11 protein-coding genes are annotated in these 16,849 nt (G+C 45.3%); 1 reads left to right on the plus strand and 10 read right to left on the minus strand.

Features of this window, described 5'->3' with window-relative positions:
- Positions 1-627: 627 nt before the first annotated feature.
- The 5 genes from HMPREF3216_RS04730 to hpt form a co-directional block, all read right to left on the minus strand.
- Positions 628-1,626: a lipid II:glycine glycyltransferase FemX gene (locus HMPREF3216_RS04730; protein ID WP_060787168.1), complete on the minus strand. Its 999-nt coding sequence runs from the start codon at positions 1,624-1,626 to the stop codon at positions 628-630.
- Between the two features lie 208 nt (positions 1,627-1,834).
- The gene (ettA, locus tag HMPREF3216_RS04735; protein WP_060787169.1) at positions 1,835-3,511 is read right to left on the minus strand and encodes an energy-dependent translational throttle protein EttA; all 1,677 of its coding nucleotides are present in this window, start codon (positions 3,509-3,511) and stop codon (positions 1,835-1,837) included.
- A 97-nt stretch (positions 3,512-3,608) separates the two neighbouring features.
- Positions 3,609-4,118 (minus strand): DUF3180 domain-containing protein, encoded by a 510-nt coding sequence (locus HMPREF3216_RS04740; RefSeq protein ID WP_060787170.1) that lies wholly within the window; start codon positions 4,116-4,118, stop codon positions 3,609-3,611.
- Positions 4,118-6,979 carry an ATP-dependent zinc metalloprotease FtsH gene (gene ftsH / locus HMPREF3216_RS04745; RefSeq protein WP_060787171.1) on the minus strand — a complete coding sequence of 954 codons (2,862 nt, stop codon included), beginning with the start codon at positions 6,977-6,979 and terminating at the stop codon, positions 4,118-4,120. The genes HMPREF3216_RS04740 and ftsH overlap by 1 nt, the downstream gene beginning before the upstream one ends.
- A 196-nt stretch (positions 6,980-7,175) precedes the next feature.
- A complete protein-coding gene (gene hpt / locus HMPREF3216_RS04750) occupies positions 7,176-7,730 on the minus strand; it encodes a hypoxanthine phosphoribosyltransferase (RefSeq protein ID WP_016636126.1) in 555 nt (184 codons plus the stop codon).
- 388 nt (positions 7,731-8,118) lie between these two features.
- Between hpt and tilS the strand changes: the two genes are divergently transcribed.
- Positions 8,119-9,195, plus strand: coding sequence for a tRNA lysidine(34) synthetase TilS (tilS, locus tag HMPREF3216_RS04755; RefSeq protein ID WP_060787172.1), 1,077 nt, complete (start codon positions 8,119-8,121; stop codon positions 9,193-9,195).
- 153 nt (positions 9,196-9,348) lie between these two features.
- Here tilS and HMPREF3216_RS04760 read toward each other — a convergent pair whose 3' ends face one another.
- The 5 genes from HMPREF3216_RS04760 to HMPREF3216_RS04780 all read right to left on the minus strand — a co-directional run bounded on the left by HMPREF3216_RS04760 (position 9,349) and on the right by HMPREF3216_RS04780 (position 16,742).
- A complete protein-coding gene (locus HMPREF3216_RS04760; protein ID WP_060787173.1) occupies positions 9,349-11,001 on the minus strand; it encodes a D-alanyl-D-alanine carboxypeptidase/D-alanyl-D-alanine-endopeptidase in 1,653 nt (550 codons plus the stop codon).
- A 162-nt stretch (positions 11,002-11,163) separates the two neighbouring features.
- Entirely contained in the window at positions 11,164-12,816 is a 1,653-nt protein-coding gene (locus HMPREF3216_RS04765; RefSeq protein ID WP_060787174.1) for a hypothetical protein, read from the minus strand.
- A gap of 20 nt (positions 12,817-12,836) precedes the next feature.
- Positions 12,837-13,700, minus strand: a complete 864-nt coding sequence (locus tag HMPREF3216_RS04770; protein WP_060787175.1) for an ABC transporter ATP-binding protein — start codon at positions 13,698-13,700, stop codon at positions 12,837-12,839.
- Between the two features lie 310 nt (positions 13,701-14,010).
- Entirely contained in the window at positions 14,011-15,237 is a 1,227-nt protein-coding gene (locus HMPREF3216_RS04775; RefSeq protein ID WP_060787176.1) for a glycosyltransferase family 2 protein, read from the minus strand.
- Positions 15,234-16,742, minus strand: a complete 1,509-nt coding sequence (locus HMPREF3216_RS04780) for an AI-2E family transporter (RefSeq protein WP_196485428.1) — start codon at positions 16,740-16,742, stop codon at positions 15,234-15,236. The genes HMPREF3216_RS04775 and HMPREF3216_RS04780 overlap by 4 nt, the downstream gene beginning before the upstream one ends.
- Positions 16,743-16,849: the final 107 nt, after the last annotated feature.

The following is a 16,849-nucleotide window of genomic DNA, read 5'->3' on the forward strand; positions in this document are numbered from 1 at the left end:
CCCCCCCCCGAGCACCATTGCGCCAGCCAACATTGCAGCGCAAACACTCTTTGAAAGAACTGGCTGAGAATCAGCCCCAACACCAGAATTAACGCCAGAATAGTGCTTAACTACACGAATCTTCTTAGACATACTCTTACTCCATTATCTTTTTCTTTGGATTAATGCGCCAACCAGACCGCAAAATCCATATAACTATGCAAGGCATATTTTACTCATTGTTTTATACAATTTAAGATTAATTCGTATGATGAATTTTATGTGATTTACACACTCAATCCGTGCGAACGATCTCCCCGCGTTTGTTCCCATTTTGGTCGATTTCGTAAACAAACTCGGGCACACTTCCCCGCGTTTGTTCCCTTTTGCCCGCGTTTGTTCCCATTTTGGCCGATTTTGGAAACAAACGCAGGAAAAAGGGAACAAAAGCAAGAACGCCACCCGCGCGCTACGCTTTAAGCGCAAAGGCAGGTTGTGTCGTTCGCACGGATTAGCCGTGCTATTCCTCACGGCTATTAGTAGCCGCTCGGCTGATTTGGCATGTAAAGTCCACTGGACTTTACATTTGAGCCAAATCACGCTTTGAAGGAGCTTGAAATGCGTTATGCAATTTCAAGCTCAGTCAAATCACCTGCCAACAAACTTCTTGTACGCGTCTTGGTCAACAACAACGTCTAAATCACCAATCCAAACGCATGGCTCATCCGCCTTGCAGAATCCATACTTAAAGAAGTAAAGACCATCGTCCATATTTAGTGAGTAAGTGCCACCCATATTAAATTTCTTTAAATCAAGCTTTTTAGCAAACTGAATCAAATTCCAAATGCAAATATAGCCTGGGCTAATCTTTCCGCGCATAGTCTGCGTTGCGCCGTAAATGTACCACAAAGTGTCTTTATACGGAAAAGCAATCATGCTTGCAATAGGCTCGCCCTCATACTCGCAAGTGCAAATCTCAATTTGAGGGAAAGCGTCTAACAAACGCTCAAAATATTCCTTAGGCCTATATGTTATACCATGCCTATTTGCCATAATTTCTGTAAGAGCATAAAAAGTGTCTAAATCTTCTTTGCTTCTGCTCCACCTTGTAGAAACACCTGCTTTAATGGCGGCCCTAATATGCCTTCTTGTCATTGAACTAAAGCCAGCCATCAAATCTTCTTCAGACTTTCCTTCAACAGTCAGCATAATCTCGTAACGCGGATTCGAGAACGAGTGAATATTTTCGCCATCGCTTCTAAAAGTAAAGCCTTGATCCCTGTACTTTTTTACAAGATCTTGATCATTTTGAACGCAAGGATCCAATCTAAGCAAAAATGCATTGTACTTTTCAAAAAGTGGCTTTGCTTCGTTGATTAGCTTTTTAGTAGTTTCAACGTTGTAAAAGTCGCAAACTGGTCCTCTAGGAGCGTAAAGGAACATCTTATCGTCTATTGCTTTAATTCCTAAAACAGACATTGCAGCACAAATTTTGCCATTTTCTTCCAGATAAACGTATTCGCTAATCCAATTATTTTTGACTTTCGCCCAATTCATATCTTGCATTGCGTGCGCATATTGTGAATTTTTTACAAAGTCCTCGTATTCTTTAACTTTAGCAGAATCATTTTTATCTAGTATTGGCATTTGCACTCCTTTTTTTGCTCAATACACGATTTTAGCGCGACTACCGTTTAAGATATTTGCTTTAGCGTTTTACAAGGCGATTTAGGCTATTTGCGACTTGACGCAACAACAGATTGCGATTTATGCTTGCAGCTTGCGACTAACGACTAGCGACTAACAGCTTGCGATTAGCCGCCAGCCGCCATCAGCCAGCCGCAACAGCTTGCGACTAGCGCGTAAGCTTTCTATGCAAGCGATGCGGGCGAGCAGCCTCCTCACCAAGGCGCGCAATCTTGTTTTCTTCGTACGCCTGGAAGTTGCCTTCAAACCAGTACCAATTTGCAGGATTCTCGTCTGTACCCTCCCAAGCAAGAATATGCGTTGCAACGCGGTCTAAGAACCAGCGATCGTGCGAAACAACCACAGCGCAGCCTGGGAAGTCAAGCAAAGCGTTCTCTAAGCTTTCCAAGGTTTCAACATCTAAATCGTTAGTAGGCTCATCAAGCAGAAGCAAGTTGCCGCCCTGCTTAAGAGTCAAAGCCAAATTCAAGCGGTTACGCTCACCGCCAGAAAGCACGCCCGTAAGCTTTTGCTGATCCGAACCCTTAAAACCAAAGCTTGCAACGTATGCGCGAGTAGGAATCTCAACGCCTGCAACCTCAATAAAATCAAGGCCTCCCGAAACAGCTTCCCACAAGTTCTTATTTGGATCCAAGCCTGCGCGATTCTGATCTACGTACGAAATCTTTACAGTATCTCCAACAGTAAGCTCGCCGCCAGAAAGTGGCTCCAAGCCCACAATCGTCTTGAAAAGCGTAGACTTACCAACGCCATTCGGGCCAATCACGCCAACAATGCCGTTACGAGGCAACGTAAACGACAAATCGTCGATTAGCACGCGGTCGCCAAAAGCCTTGTGAATATGTTTCGCTTCCAAAACTTGCGATCCCAAGCGTGGACCTGCTGGAATTTGAATCTCCGAAAAATCAAGCTTCTTGGAATTGCGTGCCTCTTGCTCCATCTGGTCGTAACGCTCCAAACGAGCCTTATTCTTGGCCTGACGAGCCTTTGGCGAGCTACGCACCCAGTCAAGCTCATTCTTCAAGCGCTTAGCAAGCTTTGCGTCCTTAGCGCCCTGAATCTCCATACGCTTGGCCTTGGTTTCCAAGTAAGTGGTGTAATTGCCCTTGTACGGGTAAAGCTGGCCGCGATCCACCTCGCAAATCCACTCTGCAACGTTATCCATAAAGTAGCGATCGTGCGTTACGGCAATAACAGCGCCTTCGTACTTGTGCAAGAACTGTTCCAGCCAAAGAATTGACTCCGCATCCAAGTGGTTTGTAGGCTCGTCCAGCAGCAGCAAATCTGGGGCTTCAAGCAAAAGCTTGCACAATGCCACTCGTCGCCTTTCGCCACCAGAGCACACAGAAACAGGCGAATCTGGGTCTGGGCATTGCAAAGCGTCCATTGCCTGCTCAAGCTGAGAATCCAAATCCCAGCCGTTAGCCGCATCAATCTGAGTTTGCAGCTTGCCCATTTCTTCCATCAATGCATCAAAGTCGGCATCTGGATTTGCCATCTCTTCGCCGATTTTGTTGAATCGATCAACCTTTTGAGCAATCTCACCAAAAGCCATCTTAATGTTTTCGCCAACGGTTTTAGTCTCGTCCAGCGGCGGCTCCTGCTGCAAAATGCCAACGGTGTAGCCTGGAGTAATCGAAGCTTCGCCGTTAGAAACATTTTCCAATCCAGCCATAATCTTTAGCAACGTTGATTTACCCATGCCGTTAGGCCCAACAACGCCGATTTTTGCGCCTGGCAAGAAGCTTAAGGTAACGTCGTCTAGAATTACGCGATCCCCGTAAGACTTGCGTGCCTTAATCATTTGGTAAATAAATTCAGCCAAAGTAGTACCTTTCTTAAAATTGTTAAATCGCTATTTTAGTTGCCATTTTGATTGCCGCTAAACGCCGTTAGTCGCCATTAGTCGCAGCTAACCGCCATTAAACCGCCGCCGCCTGCTGCGCTCGATCTGCAGAATCGCTATCCGCATCCGCTCCATCTTCTGGAGGAATCTGACACATCCATTCGCCAACAATGCCAATAATCATGTCTATAATGCACACGATTCCAGCAATAACACATTCGCGAATAACGTTGGAATAAAGCGGAATATCCGCGTGCGGCCAGCAAACAAAAATCTGACCTGCGTACCAGCCCGTTAAAATAGCACCAGCCATTCCAAGCGATTTTGCAAGCATTAACGCCGAAACTGCCATTTGCATGTTAAAAGGCTTGCGCTCTTTTGGCTTAGAAGTGGCGTACTGATGCGTTTGCCAAGCAAGAACAAACGTGACTATTCCGCCGATTATCATAACGGCCAAAACAATCCAAGGAGCGCCCGAAAGTGATATTGCACTAGATTCTGTAATCGACACCAAAAACGCGCCGAATACAAATCCGAACAATAGTCCAAGCGCAAAATACCACCAAGGCGTACGGTAAGCTTTCATCAGCACTCCCCAATAATCCAGCGCTCAGAATAAACGCCAACTTGCGAAGCATCCTGCAAAAGCGCAAGTTTGTAAGAGACTGGCTCGCCATCAATTGCAGCGTCTGGCTCAACTTGCATCCACGGCTCCAACTGTGCTGCGCTTAGGTGCAAAGGATTGCTGGAATCCATTGACTTTGTAGCCGCGCTATCTAAGCCGTATTCTCTTGTTCCAACAACGTTTAAGCGCAAATCCAAAGAGTTGCCAGAATCGGCAGAATCGCCAGAATCGCCATCAATTTGATCGCGCTGCATTTGCTCGATTCTTTGCGCAAATTCCTGATTGCTCATTGTTGTAGACGCCACTACAACAGCGCAAAAATCTTCACCGTTTGCATTGCTTGCCTGGTAAAGCGCCGAAACGCCTTCAACTTGAGTTACGCTACGCGAATCTTTATGCTCAAGGCCGCTTAACACGTTTAGCATTGCGTGCATTGTTGAATCGCTCTTTTTGCCTTGCATAGAAACCACTGCGGTTGTTTGCATCGGGCTATTTAGGGCATTTGTAGTATTTGCGATATTTGCGACATTTGAGTTATAGGAAGACTCGTGCGATTCTTGCAAATCCTCGGTTGCTTGCACTTCTGCGGTTGCTTGCGACTTTTGCGCTGCAGAATCCGCTGCAGAATCCGCCTTAGAAGCGTTAGAATCCGAATCCTTATCGCCCTTCTCTAAACTCGCACCTGCAACATTCCTCTTTAAGCTTTCTGGAATCTCTACAGGAGGGATTGGCGAATCTGGGCGATCCGCATTAGAAAGCCACAAATCGCGCTCCGGTGCCTTACGAATCTTAGAGAAGATCTGCTCAAGCTCCTTCTCGTTAAGCGTCTCCTTAACCAGCAGCTTGCTAACAAGCTCATCCAAAATATCGCGATTATTGTTAATAATCTGCCAAGCCTCGGTATGAGCCGTTTCAATAAGCTTGTGAACTTCTTCGTCAATCACTTCCGCAGTCTTATTAGAGAACTTACGCGATTGCAAAGAATCCAAAGAACCAGAAGAATCTTGATCTGCATCCATCCACTTTACAGCGCCAAGCTTAGACGAGAAGCCATATTCAACAACCATCTTGCGAGCGATTGCTGTAGCCTTTTCAATGTCGTTAGAAGCGCCAGTAGTTGGATCATGGAACACAACCTCTTCCGCAGTACGGCCGCCCATAGCATACGCCATTTGATCTAGCAGCTGATTTCGCGACTGAGAATAGCGGTCGCTAGTTGGCATAACAGCCGTGTATCCAAGAGCGCGGCCGCGAGGCAAAATCGTAACCTTGGTAACAGGATCCGTGTGGTGCAAAGCCGCAGCAACAAGCGCGTGACCACCTTCGTGATAAGCCGTGTTGCGCAACTCGTCCAAAGCCATGCCCTTAGACTTCTTTCTAGGACCAGCCTGAACGCGGTCAATCGCCTCGTCAATAGCGCGATTATCGATAAGCTGAGCGCCAGAGCGAGCGCAAAGCAAAGCCGCTTCGTTAAGCACATTAGCCAAATCCGCGCCAGTAAATCCAGGAGTTCTAACAGCAACCATATGAAGATCCACGTCTGGCACAAAAGGCTTGCCTTTAGCGTGAACCTTAAGAATCGCCTCGCGACCTTCCAAATCTGGGGCTTCTACAGCCACCTGGCGATCGAATCTACCTGGGCGCAAAAGCGCAGAATCAAGCACGTCTGGTCGGTTTGTAGCGGCAATAATAATCAAATTAGTGTCGTTATCAAAGCCATCCATCTCTACAAGCAGCTGATTAAGTGTTTGCTCACGCTCATCGTGGCCGCCTGTCATGCCACTTCCGCGGCGGCGTCCAACAGCGTCAATCTCATCAATAAAGATGATTGCTGGAGCATTCTTTTTAGCCTCGTCAAACAGCTCGCGCACGCGAGATGCGCCAAGACCAACAAACATCTCAACAAAGTCCGAACCAGCCATTGCGTAGAACGGCACGCCAGCTTCGCCTGCAATTGCACGCGCAAGAAGAGTTTTACCAGTTCCTGGAGGGCCGTAAAGAAGCACGCCACGCGGAATGCGCGCGCCCAAAGCCTTGTAGCGAGAAGGATCCTTAAGGAATTCCTTAATCTCCTCAACTTCTTCTACAGCAGACTGCTCGCCTGCAACATCGGAGAACTTAGTCTTAGGCGTCTGGCCTTCCAAAAGCTTTCCACGACCGCGGCCGCCACCCATGCCAAGCATTCCGCCGCCTGCGCTTGCCATTCTGCCAAACATAAACCAAACAAGTCCAAGCAGAATCAAAATCGGCAGCATAGACGTAATCAAGTACGAGAAAAAGCTAGAAGTTTGTATGCTAACAGTCCAACCGTTTGCTGGCTTAGCCTTTTGAATCTTTTGCACAACTGTCTTGCTTTGAGCAATCGTGTAGTAGAACTGAACGTCTTTTCCGTAATCGTGCTTTTGCTTATCGCGCTTATCTAACTTAACGTACTTATTGTTTAGAGTAAGCTTAACAAGCTGCTTATTGTCTATAACCTCAACGTAATTTGCGCTACGGTTATCAAGCAACTCTAGGCCGTCTTGAGTGTCGATTGTTTGCGAACCATTATGCACAAACATTTGGAATGCAGCCACAGAAAGCAAAACTAAAAGAACAATCCAAGTCCAAGGCGACTTAAAGAACTTGCGGCTAGAATCGGAATTATTGCCATCCTTTGGATTGGCGTTATTCTTATTGCCATTATTCTTATTGCCGTTATTGTTCTTATTCTTGTTCTTATTTGAATTGTTTCCAAAATTAGGAGGCAAGAACGGATTGTTGCCGTTTCCTCCCATAGGACTTTTCATAGGTCCGCGAGGCGACATTGGAGAAGCGCCCATACAATCAGACTCCTTTCAGGATTCTAACTAACAACACTCGTCTAAACACGTAATCACTAATCGCAAGCAACCAAAGCGCAATCGCTGTAATCGTTGTAATTAATCGCTTGAATTAATCCCTGTAATTAATCGCTAAATAAATAGCATGTAATCAATCAAGATTACTCAATTGCAGCCAGCTAATCAAGAGCGCTAATCAAGACTCGTATACAGAAGGCTTAAGAACCGCAATGGAATTAAGATTCCTGTACTTTTCGTCGTAGTCCATGCCAAAACCGACTACAAACGCGTCTGGAATCTCAAAACCAGTGTAGGCAATATCTACTTCCACTTCTCGGCGAGCTGGCTTTGTTAAAAGCGCAAACACCTTTACACTTGCAGCTCCCCTGCCCTTAAGCTCCCTAACAAGCCAGTCTAGAGTCTTGCCAGAATCAACAATATCTTCTACAATCAGCACATCTCGACCGCGAACATCTGTAGTTAAGTCCTCGCGAACCGTAATCTGGCCACTAGTTTTAGTGCCACTGCCGTAGCTAGAAAGACTCATAAAGTCCATCGGCGCGTTAAGGCTAAGCTCCTGCGAGAAAACAGCAAGCGTGTTTACTGCGCCTTTAAGCACAGCAACAAGCAAAATGTCGCGGTTTTCGTAGTCTTTGCTAACCTGAGCGGCGACCTCACGAATGCGCTTCATAAGCTCTTCGTGGCTGATCAATTCGTAATCAATATCATCTCTTATATCTGCAACTTGCATGCTAACTATAATTGCATAAGAGAATGACGGACATTGATGCTCTTGTTTGTTGTTGTGCGATTCCTATTTGGTGTTGCGCGAGGTTTGAGTATTTCTCTCCTCGCAAGTGACGCGCTCCTTTACGGGGGTCTTATGAACGTTAATATTCCAAGGCCTCAGTATGGCGCTATTTATTGCTCGTAGAGAAATACATCAAACCTTCTGGATATCTAGAACTTTTGCGTTGTTTTCATCACCGAGATTCTCGATTTTTCTTGCTACTTCAGCGAATCACCATCAAAGATGCTGAGGTTCGCTTCATCCGCTGCGAAAAATCTCGAATCTCTACATAACTAGGCGTTCATGCGAAACATGCACAAACTTACGCATTAGGATTTAGACTATAAGCATGGTGTACTCATCTTGTTGGCGCAAAGGAATCGGCCAAGTAAAACGTTGCTTTAATAATATAGGGTTAGGCGTGCAAGACCCGCAATTCTTGCAACACGGCGAACATGCAACTTTGCCATCCGCTCCAATCGTATTAATCGCCTGCTCAGGCGGTCGCGATTCGCTTGCGCTAACGGCGCTTGCATCAAAAGTGTGCGCAAGCAGAGGGATTCAATGCGCTGCAATAATCGTAAATCATAATCTTCAAAAAGACTCCAGCAAAGTGGCGCTTAATGCGGCTAAAACCGTTGCAAAACTTGGAGTAGCCGAGTCGCTTGTATTCGTTAAATCCGTGCAAGTTAAAGACAGCGAAAAGGGAGAAGAAAGCGCAGCCAGGGATGCTAGATACGCTGCGATTATTGAAGTTGCAAAAGACTTGCGCTCGTCGGCGGTTCTTTTAGCACACACAGCAAACGACCAAGCAGAAACGGTTTTAATGGGATTGCGCGATTCGGCCGGCTTGGAGGCTGTGGCTGGAATGAAAGACGTTACGGTTAGGGAGAATGTGCTATTTGCGCGGCCGCTGATTAATCTTACGCGGCTTGAAACCACGCAGATTTGCAAGGATTTGGGCGTTGAATGGTGGGACGATCCAACAAATGGCGATTCATCGCCAATCGATGTTGAGCTGCCAAAATCCTACCCGCTGCGCTCGCGAGTTAGGCATACCCTTATGCCGTATATTTCGCGATTTTTTGAGTCAGATATGACTTTGCTGCTTGCAAAGGGAGCGAAATTTGCTCAAGACGACTTAGACTACATAAACTCGCAAGTAAATCTTGTAGAAAAAGAAGCGATTGTAAAAGAGGATTGCAAAGTCAAAATCAAACTTGCGACTCTAGCAAATAGCCACATCTCGATTAGGCGGCGAATCGTGGCTCGCGCGCTAAGTGCTGCGGGAATACGCTTTTCGTCAAATCACATAGAATCAATCGACGAGTTAATAACAAACTGGCATGGTCAAAAGCCGATTGCGCTTCCAGGAGGATATTCAGCAAGCAGAAAATCGCAGACTATAACGATTTGTGCTCGCTAGCGATTTCCCGAGTTTGTTGCGATTTTCCCGATTTTGAACAACATTCTCGGTAAAAATCTCCCGACTTTGTAGCTAATTTTGCCATTTTGAACAACATTCTCGGGAAAATCGAAGTAGATTCGCGCGGCGAAGACGTGAGTACGGCGAACGAGGCTAAAGATTAGTCAGCTCGGCCATCATCTTATTAACGCCAACGTAAGTGTAGTTAACGTCTCCAGGCGGATTAACAACAACCGCAAAGGTTAGCGCGCCTCCCGACTTTCTAGAAACGTTGCCAACCATAGACGAAACATCGCCCAAATACCCCGTTTTAACGCGCATTAATCCCGCAGCAGACTTATCAGAAAGACGCTTTCTAGCCGAAGTACACCAAACGCCTGGCAAAGCCAAGCCTTCTGCGGCAGCCGCACCAAGCCCCTCCTTAAGATTCTGCGCTTGAACTTGAATCAAAGTAACCGCGCGAACAGAGGATTTAGGTGAAAGTCCCGAGCAATCCGACATGTGCAATCCGTTTATATCAATACCTAAATTGCGCAAAACTTCTTGCACAGCCAAAGTTGCACCCTTTGGAGAATTTGACTTGCGCATAGCGAGCGCAGTTAAGCGCCCAAACTCTTCGGCAAGGGAATTGTCGGAATGCCTAAGCATATACGCCATTATCTCGCCTAGCGGAGCAGAACAAACGCGCGCAATCGGACTAAAATCGGCGGAAATCAGCGGTTTTTTGTAGCTAACATACATGGAATCTGCGCTAGACACCTTAGCTGCCTTAGTAATTTTTGCAGAATCACCATTCCATGTGCGAACATCAATGCCAGCCTTTTGCAGCAGATTTGCAAAAATCAAACCCGCGCTAACTGCTGGATGCCTGTCTAAAAGCGGATAATCGTCGGTATCGTCTGCGTCGTTTCCGTACGAAACCCACGCCGCAAAATCGCGGTTGCGCCCCTCATCTACCGCAACAGACGAAGTTGGAGCGTAGAATCTACCTTCTCCATCGTTCTCGTTAATAAGCTCAGGGTATCTTTTTGCACCAAACAGCGAATCGTCAACAGCAAACTGAACAATCTTAACGCCCCGCTTTTTAAGAGCTGCAGCCGTTTTATTTGCAAGAGTTTCTAAACCTGCTCTACCGTTTACGTGATTCGGGTCGCTTTGCCCAGCCCCAAGCAGCATGTCTCCGCTGCCGCGCAAAACCAAACGCGCAAAACTCCCACTATCGTCGCAGCTTGCATAAACCAGCGTGTCTAGCGTTGAAGCCATGTCTAAAGTATGCGATGCAGCTAGTGCTGTAAGCGTTTTCATTGTAGACGCTGGCTGCAAAGCAAGGTCTGGGTTTTTGGCAGCAATAATTTTCCCGTTTGCATCCGCTATAACAGCCGCCGCATTTGGCCCAAGAGCTGGGTAATCAAGGAATGTTTGCAAAACCTTTTCCGCAGCAGCTTTGTCAACTGGCTTGTTTTTATCTAATTGCTTTATTAAAGACGCGTAATGCGCTATTTTCTTAGGTTTTGGACTGCTTAGCTCTTGCAAAGATTTATTGTTTTTAATTGCCATTCGCGACTGAATAAAATCGCGATTTTGCAAAAGATCTTTGCTATCGAACAGGATGTATCCGCACATTAAAGAGATAACGCTTGCAGCTGCGATTAAGCACACAACAGCGCGATTACGCGACTTTAGCGGCTTTTGCGCGCCTAAGCTAGACGTAAAACCAGCTTTTTCTCTTGATTCTTTAGACGTAAAAGCATCTTCTGGAATCTCGATTATATTATCTGGATTCTTAACGTTTTCACCGTCTTGCATGCGCACGCCGCCTGTTTTACCGATTAATTGCAACTCTGTATAACTATACAAGCCATGCAGACTATATAAGAACTACATAAGAATTATATAAGAACTACATAAAGGCTACATAAGCTATACGCTTGCACACATAAATCGCAGCTCTTACGTGCGCATTAATACTCAAGCAGTAATCGAGGCAAATCTGCGCAAGTTTTCTACAATACGAATCATGCGCTTATCCATTACTTTGCCACCAATAATTACGCCAACAACCAGCACAACAAATCCGTTTACTACAAACAGAATGCATGCAATCCACAGCAGTTGCGGCGCAAGAATAATAAACGCAATCAAAGCCGCAACCGAAGGAATCATGCAAACTACAGAAAGAAGCATAAAGCCGATAGCTGCAAAACTTCGCCCGCCAGCACTTCCTTGCGGCCTAGAGAATGGCTTTTCGATTGACGCTACAGGGTACATTGCAATGCACGAAGAAATTAAGCCAATGCCTATGGTCGCAAAAGCTACTCCAATTGGAGAAAGAGTTTGGAACATAACTGCATTCATATTTTGCTGAACATTTGCTACAAAGAAAAGGAAAGCGTAAACCCCTATTCCAAGAATTGCAAAGTACACAGCGCAAATCACGGACCAAACTATTGCGTGCGCTAAACGATCGTGCAAACCTTTTACGCCAATAATCGCATGCATAGTAAAAGCTGTTCCATCGTATGCAATATTGTTTCCAACAACCATTCCCATAAGCGTCGCAGCATATATCATCCAGCCAGAAACACCTATGTCCTGTGCTATAGAACCAAATCCTTTAGCGTTAAAACTAGTTCCTCCTGCAACTACCAGCATAAAAAGCGGCGCAATAAGCAAAAACAGTTGACGCATATCTCTTCTCATAACGCTAACAATTCGAGCAATAATCGCACCAACTATGTTGTCTGGAACTGCTGCAAAGAAGCCGATTCCCTTAGTTTTAACAACTGTTTTTTGCTCACCGCGAAGTAGCTTAGGCTCTAATTTTGCGCAAAATACAGAGATTGCAAAGCAAGCAGCAATCGTTACAACGCAAATAAGGAAGCGAATAACAAGCGCAAGCCAATTGCCATTAATGACGTCAAGAGGCAAAGCCATAGCAGCGCTTAATGGAGTAAAAGCGGAAACAGCGCAGAAACTTGTACCTAGCGAAATTACAATTGACGAGGGGCTATGCGTATTCATTGACGCAACAAAAAGCATATACGCCACAAAAATAACAAAGTAAAAAATGTTTCTTGAACGCTTGTTTATTAAAATAGTGTCCAAAAGCTCAATAAGCATTTTGCTTAAAGACACGATTGTTGCAACGTAAAGCGGAGCTGCAATTACGCTTACTAAAACTGGCACAATTCCAAAGTTTCTGTACGCTAAAGACCACAAAGCAAGCGCGATTGTGCAGCTTATTGAAATCGCTCCAAAAAGGGAGCCAAGAAGCATGCCAGCTTGCTGCTTTACGTAAGGAATGCCGTAAAGCGCAAAACTACGCGATTTTAGCGTTGTGTCGCTGCCTAACATAAACAAGTTTATAAACAGCGTAAAAATTGACACAATCGACGCAATCATTATTGGAATCAATTGGAATTCCTGCCAATCTTTAGCGTCTGCAAGCATTCCTGGATTAAGATACTTTCCTGCTTCCCAGCCTGCAAAACCAAGAGCGCATATAATCGCAAGTCCAAAAACAATTGATATACCAAAGCCGATTTTTTGCCAAATTGACTTTCGCATAACAGAAAAAGTAAGCGCCCAGCGAAGGCGAACCATTGTAAAAATCATAGACATGATTACTTACCGCCTTTCGCTCACGCGTTGTGGTTGCTTGCGATTGGCGTTGCGTTATAAGACTCGCCGCCATTAAGCCAATCAATGCGCGCAGCAGAATGACGTCCACCAACAAGCTCCATAAAGCGATCTTCAAGATCTTTGCCCTGAGCAACTTCTTCAAGAGTGCCAGAAGCTGCAACATGACCTTCGTTAATAATCGCCACGTGCGAGCACATTTTTTCAACCAATTCCATAACGTGCGAAGAAATAATCACAGTTCCGCCAGTGGAAACATACTCGGCTAGAATATCCTTCAAATTTGCGCTAGAAACAGGGTCAACTGCCTCAAAAGGCTCGTCCAACACAAGCACGCGCGGGCTGTGAATCATAGCTGTTGCAAGGCAAATCTTCTTAGTCATACCAGTTGAATAGTCCGAAACCATAGTGTTTGCAGCTTCTGTTAAGTCGAAAGCAGAAAGCAAGTCGTTTGCACGCTTTACGGATTCCGCACGACTCATCTCGCGAAGCATGCCAGCGTATGTTAAAAGCTGCAAACCAGTAATTGTCTTAAAAATCTCATCTGCTTGAGGCATTAAACCGATTGCGCGCTTAGCACTATTTACATCGCTCCAAACGTCGTTGCCAAAAATTGAAGCAGAACCAGCATCTGGCATAAGCAAGCCCGTAAGCATCTTAATCGTGGTGGTTTTGCCAGCACCATTAGGGCCTACTAATCCATAGAAGGATCCTGCTGGAATATCTAGCGAAAGATTATCTACAGCAACTTTCTTGCCAAAAGTCTTAACAAATCCGCGAATAGAAACCGCAGGAACATCTGCATTGCCATCACTCGCATTGCTCGAATAAGCGTTTGCACCAAAGACTGGAACAGAATCCACCATAAAAACCTCACAACATACAGATAAACGCACGTTTACGCCACATTAATTGCGCAATCGCACGTTTACACCAAGGATTCCATTATCTCACATCTTGCGTATAAACACACTACGAATTCGTTAGATTTGTATCACTCATAAGACATTTGTAACGCTTTTTAGCTGATTTTCGTTATATTTGCATCATCCGTGAGACATTTGTAACGTTTTTTAGCCTAAATTCGTTATATTTGCATCATTGATGAGACAAATCTAACGAATCTGAGACAAAGCTCGAAGGCAGGTCGTATCGTTCGCGCAGAACGCAGAAAAATTACCGCCCCGTGTGATGAATCGGCTTCCACTCGCTCTTAGAGAACACAGCCTGGAAGGCAATCGGCACATACGAAAGCATAAAAATCGGGAAGCTGAGCGCGTACGCAAAAAGCTCTTTGTTGGTGGCTCCAAGCTTATCGTGCTCTACAAGAATGGTAAGCGAAACAAACACCATCATGCCCAAAACGCTTGTAACAGTAGTGGTTATAAAGTTAAGCGTTGAATAAATCTGACTTGCCCACGTAACAAATCCAAATGCTGCAAAGATAAATCCGAGTATAAGGCGAATAATCGCAAGCACCATAAACGGGCAAAGCATAAGCGTAAAATCAACCGACGAAAAATCGCGCTCGCGAATTCCGTGGCGTATAAGAGCCGCCCCGTAATATCTAAACACTTGCAAGAAGCCCTTACTCCAGCGCAGCCTCTGCCTCCAGCTTTGCCTAAACGATACAGGCTGCTCGTCGTAAAGAACCGCCGACCCGCAATAACCCACTTTGTCGCCATGCAAAATCGAGTCCATTGTAAACTCAAGATCTTCGGTAAGCAGGTGGAACTTCCACCCACGATTTCTGTGCATAATTTCGCGCGAAAACATGAATCCCGTTCCGCCTGCGTGGCAGCTGGAGCCAAAAAGCATGCGCGAATTGTTGGTAAATCGCGATTCGCGTATAAACCACAATGCCGACCCCGAAGACACCCAATTATCCGATAGGTTAACGGAGTTTCTGTAGCTTGTTAAAATCTGGTACCCAGCATGGAATCCCTTGTTCATCTCTTCAAAATAGTGCAAATCCAGCTTATTGTCTGCGTCAAAAACAAAGTACGCGTCGTAATCTTCGTCTTTTCCAAGCTCCATTATGTGGTCCAAAAGGTAGCTAAGCGCGTAGCCTTTGCCAATGTGCTGCTTATCGAAACGCTCTATAACATTGCACCCGTACTTTCTTCCAACTTGCGCCGTACTATCCGTGCAATTATCGGCAACCAGCCAAATATCTATTAGCTGTTGGTTATAAGTTTGATGCTGTATGCACTCTATAAGATTCCCGATTACAGCTTCCTCGTTTCGTGCAGATATTAAAACCGCGTAATGCTTGTCCATTGGCGCATTCGGAAACACCACTGGCTTTGCAACAAGCGACGCCACTGCGCAAACGCCCTGGTAAATAACGCTGCTCACGCCGATTATGATTACTAAAACGTCGAAAATAGACAAAAGAATCATTTATTCCACCCGCTTCGTGGATTTGTGTTTGTGTTCGATTTTTTAATATCGCGATTAACCGCGTCTAGAACATCGCGCGAAATCGCCATTGTTTCAATGTATCCAGAATCTTCTTTAGAATTTTGACTTTCGCCAGAATCAGTAGAAGCACCAGAAGAAGCACTAGAAGCAGCACCAGAATCACTAGAAGAAACATAGGCCTGCTTATACCAGTACATAATATCTTCATTAATCGAGACCCTAGAAGACGAGCCCTTCATAACTCGAAGAACCTTGTCTTTAACAGGCTTTACAAAACTATTACCAATCGCTTCAACACTTGTAACCATAATCGACTTGCGATTAGGCTTTGGATCGTTCATTAATGGAGAATCAACAAGCTTGTATTGCTTTGTACAAACCTTAAGAATGGCCTGCAAGCTGGCGGTAACAGGAAGCGCCAAAAATGCGCCGAGCGCCCCAAAAACAGCACCCATTACCAACACCGACAAAAATGCTACAGCAGGATTTAAGTCCATTGTTTTTTCGGAAATCTTAGGAGAAATCACCATGTTTTCAATCTGCTGATAGATGGTAACAAAAATCAACACAGCCAATGCCGCCGCAAAACCGTTGGATCCCCAGGCAAACACGATTGGTAAAGCTCCGCCCAAATACGTACCAATCGTTGGCACAAATTGCGAAACAATTCCGCAGAACAGCGCAAGCGGAAGCCAGTACGGAACCTTCATAAATATTAGGAAAATCGCAGTACCCGTGGCGTTAATCGCAGCCAAAATTGTGCGCGAGAATAAGAAGCTCGATATCTGCTCTTGAACAACCGACCATATAAACAAAAATCGCCTTTGCGACTTAGGATTTAACAGGCGGCACACACTTCTGCGCATTGCAGGACCTGCAGCCGAAATATAATAAGTAACCATAAGAATGGTAAGCAAATCAAGCAAAGCAGCCATCAAACCCCAGGTGGTGTTAAGTGCAAAACCGCCAAAATCCACAACCCACGATGTTTGAATGTTGCGCAAAATCTCCATTCCAAGCTGCTCAATATTCGGCATCTTAAATCCAGTGGAATTTAACACAAAATGCGCAAACTGATTGTATAAATCTGGCAAACCAAGAACCATGGAAACGGCCTGTTGCACAAAAAGATTGCCAAAAAGAACAAGCAGCAAAATAATAACCGCAAGCAGCCCAACCAAGCTTGCCAAAGACGCAAAAGCCCTACTCCAACCGTGTTTTATAAGGCGCACAACAAGCGGCTCTATTGCCAACGCTATAAAAATGGAGATTACAACGTCAAAAACTATAAAGGCTATACTTCCCCAAGCAAACCAAACAAAAATCGCAACAAACGCTGCGATTACCGCATACATAAGCGCGCGGCTAAGCCAATCAGGAGGCCTGCGATTATCTCCCTTAGCTGGAAAAATCGAAGCTAAGTCGAGTTTAGCGCTTGCGCCGTTGCTATCCATACGGCTTTCGTAGTTTTCTTTATTCGTCATAAACTCTATTGTACTTTACAAAGCGTGTAACACAATCAACAAAGCGTGTAACACAATCGTAACCAGATAGTCGAGTCGCTGAAATCCAAAATCATATACAACAATCT

The organism is Gardnerella vaginalis (assembly GCF_001546455.1).
GTDB classification, from domain to species: Bacteria; Actinomycetota; Actinomycetes; order Actinomycetales; family Bifidobacteriaceae; genus Bifidobacterium; species Bifidobacterium vaginale_B.

Excerpts from the sequence above, each read along its gene's own strand:
- HMPREF3216_RS04765 (WP_060787174.1), bottom strand. The coding sequence starts at position 12,816 with ATGTCTATGATTTTTACAATGGTTCGCCTTCGCTGGGCGCTTACTTTT.
- HMPREF3216_RS04760 (WP_060787173.1), bottom strand. The coding sequence starts at position 11,001 with ATGCAAGACGGTGAAAACGTTAAGAATCCAGATAATATAATCGAGATT.
- HMPREF3216_RS04740 (WP_060787170.1), bottom strand. The coding sequence starts at position 4,118 with ATGAAAGCTTACCGTACGCCTTGGTGGTATTTTGCGCTTGGACTATTG.
- HMPREF3216_RS04730 (WP_060787168.1), bottom strand. The coding sequence starts at position 1,626 with ATGCCAATACTAGATAAAAATGATTCTGCTAAAGTTAAAGAATACGAG.
- ftsH (WP_060787171.1), bottom strand. The coding sequence starts at position 6,979 with ATGGGCGCTTCTCCAATGTCGCCTCGCGGACCTATGAAAAGTCCTATG.
- tilS (WP_060787172.1), top strand. The coding sequence starts at position 8,119 with ATGGTGTACTCATCTTGTTGGCGCAAAGGAATCGGCCAAGTAAAACGT.
- HMPREF3216_RS04770 (WP_060787175.1), bottom strand. The coding sequence starts at position 13,700 with ATGGTGGATTCTGTTCCAGTCTTTGGTGCAAACGCTTATTCGAGCAAT.
- hpt (WP_016636126.1), bottom strand. The coding sequence starts at position 7,730 with ATGCAAGTTGCAGATATAAGAGATGATATTGATTACGAATTGATCAGC.
- HMPREF3216_RS04780 (WP_196485428.1), bottom strand. The coding sequence starts at position 16,742 with ATGACGAATAAAGAAAACTACGAAAGCCGTATGGATAGCAACGGCGCA.
- HMPREF3216_RS04775 (WP_060787176.1), bottom strand. The coding sequence starts at position 15,237 with ATGATTCTTTTGTCTATTTTCGACGTTTTAGTAATCATAATCGGCGTG.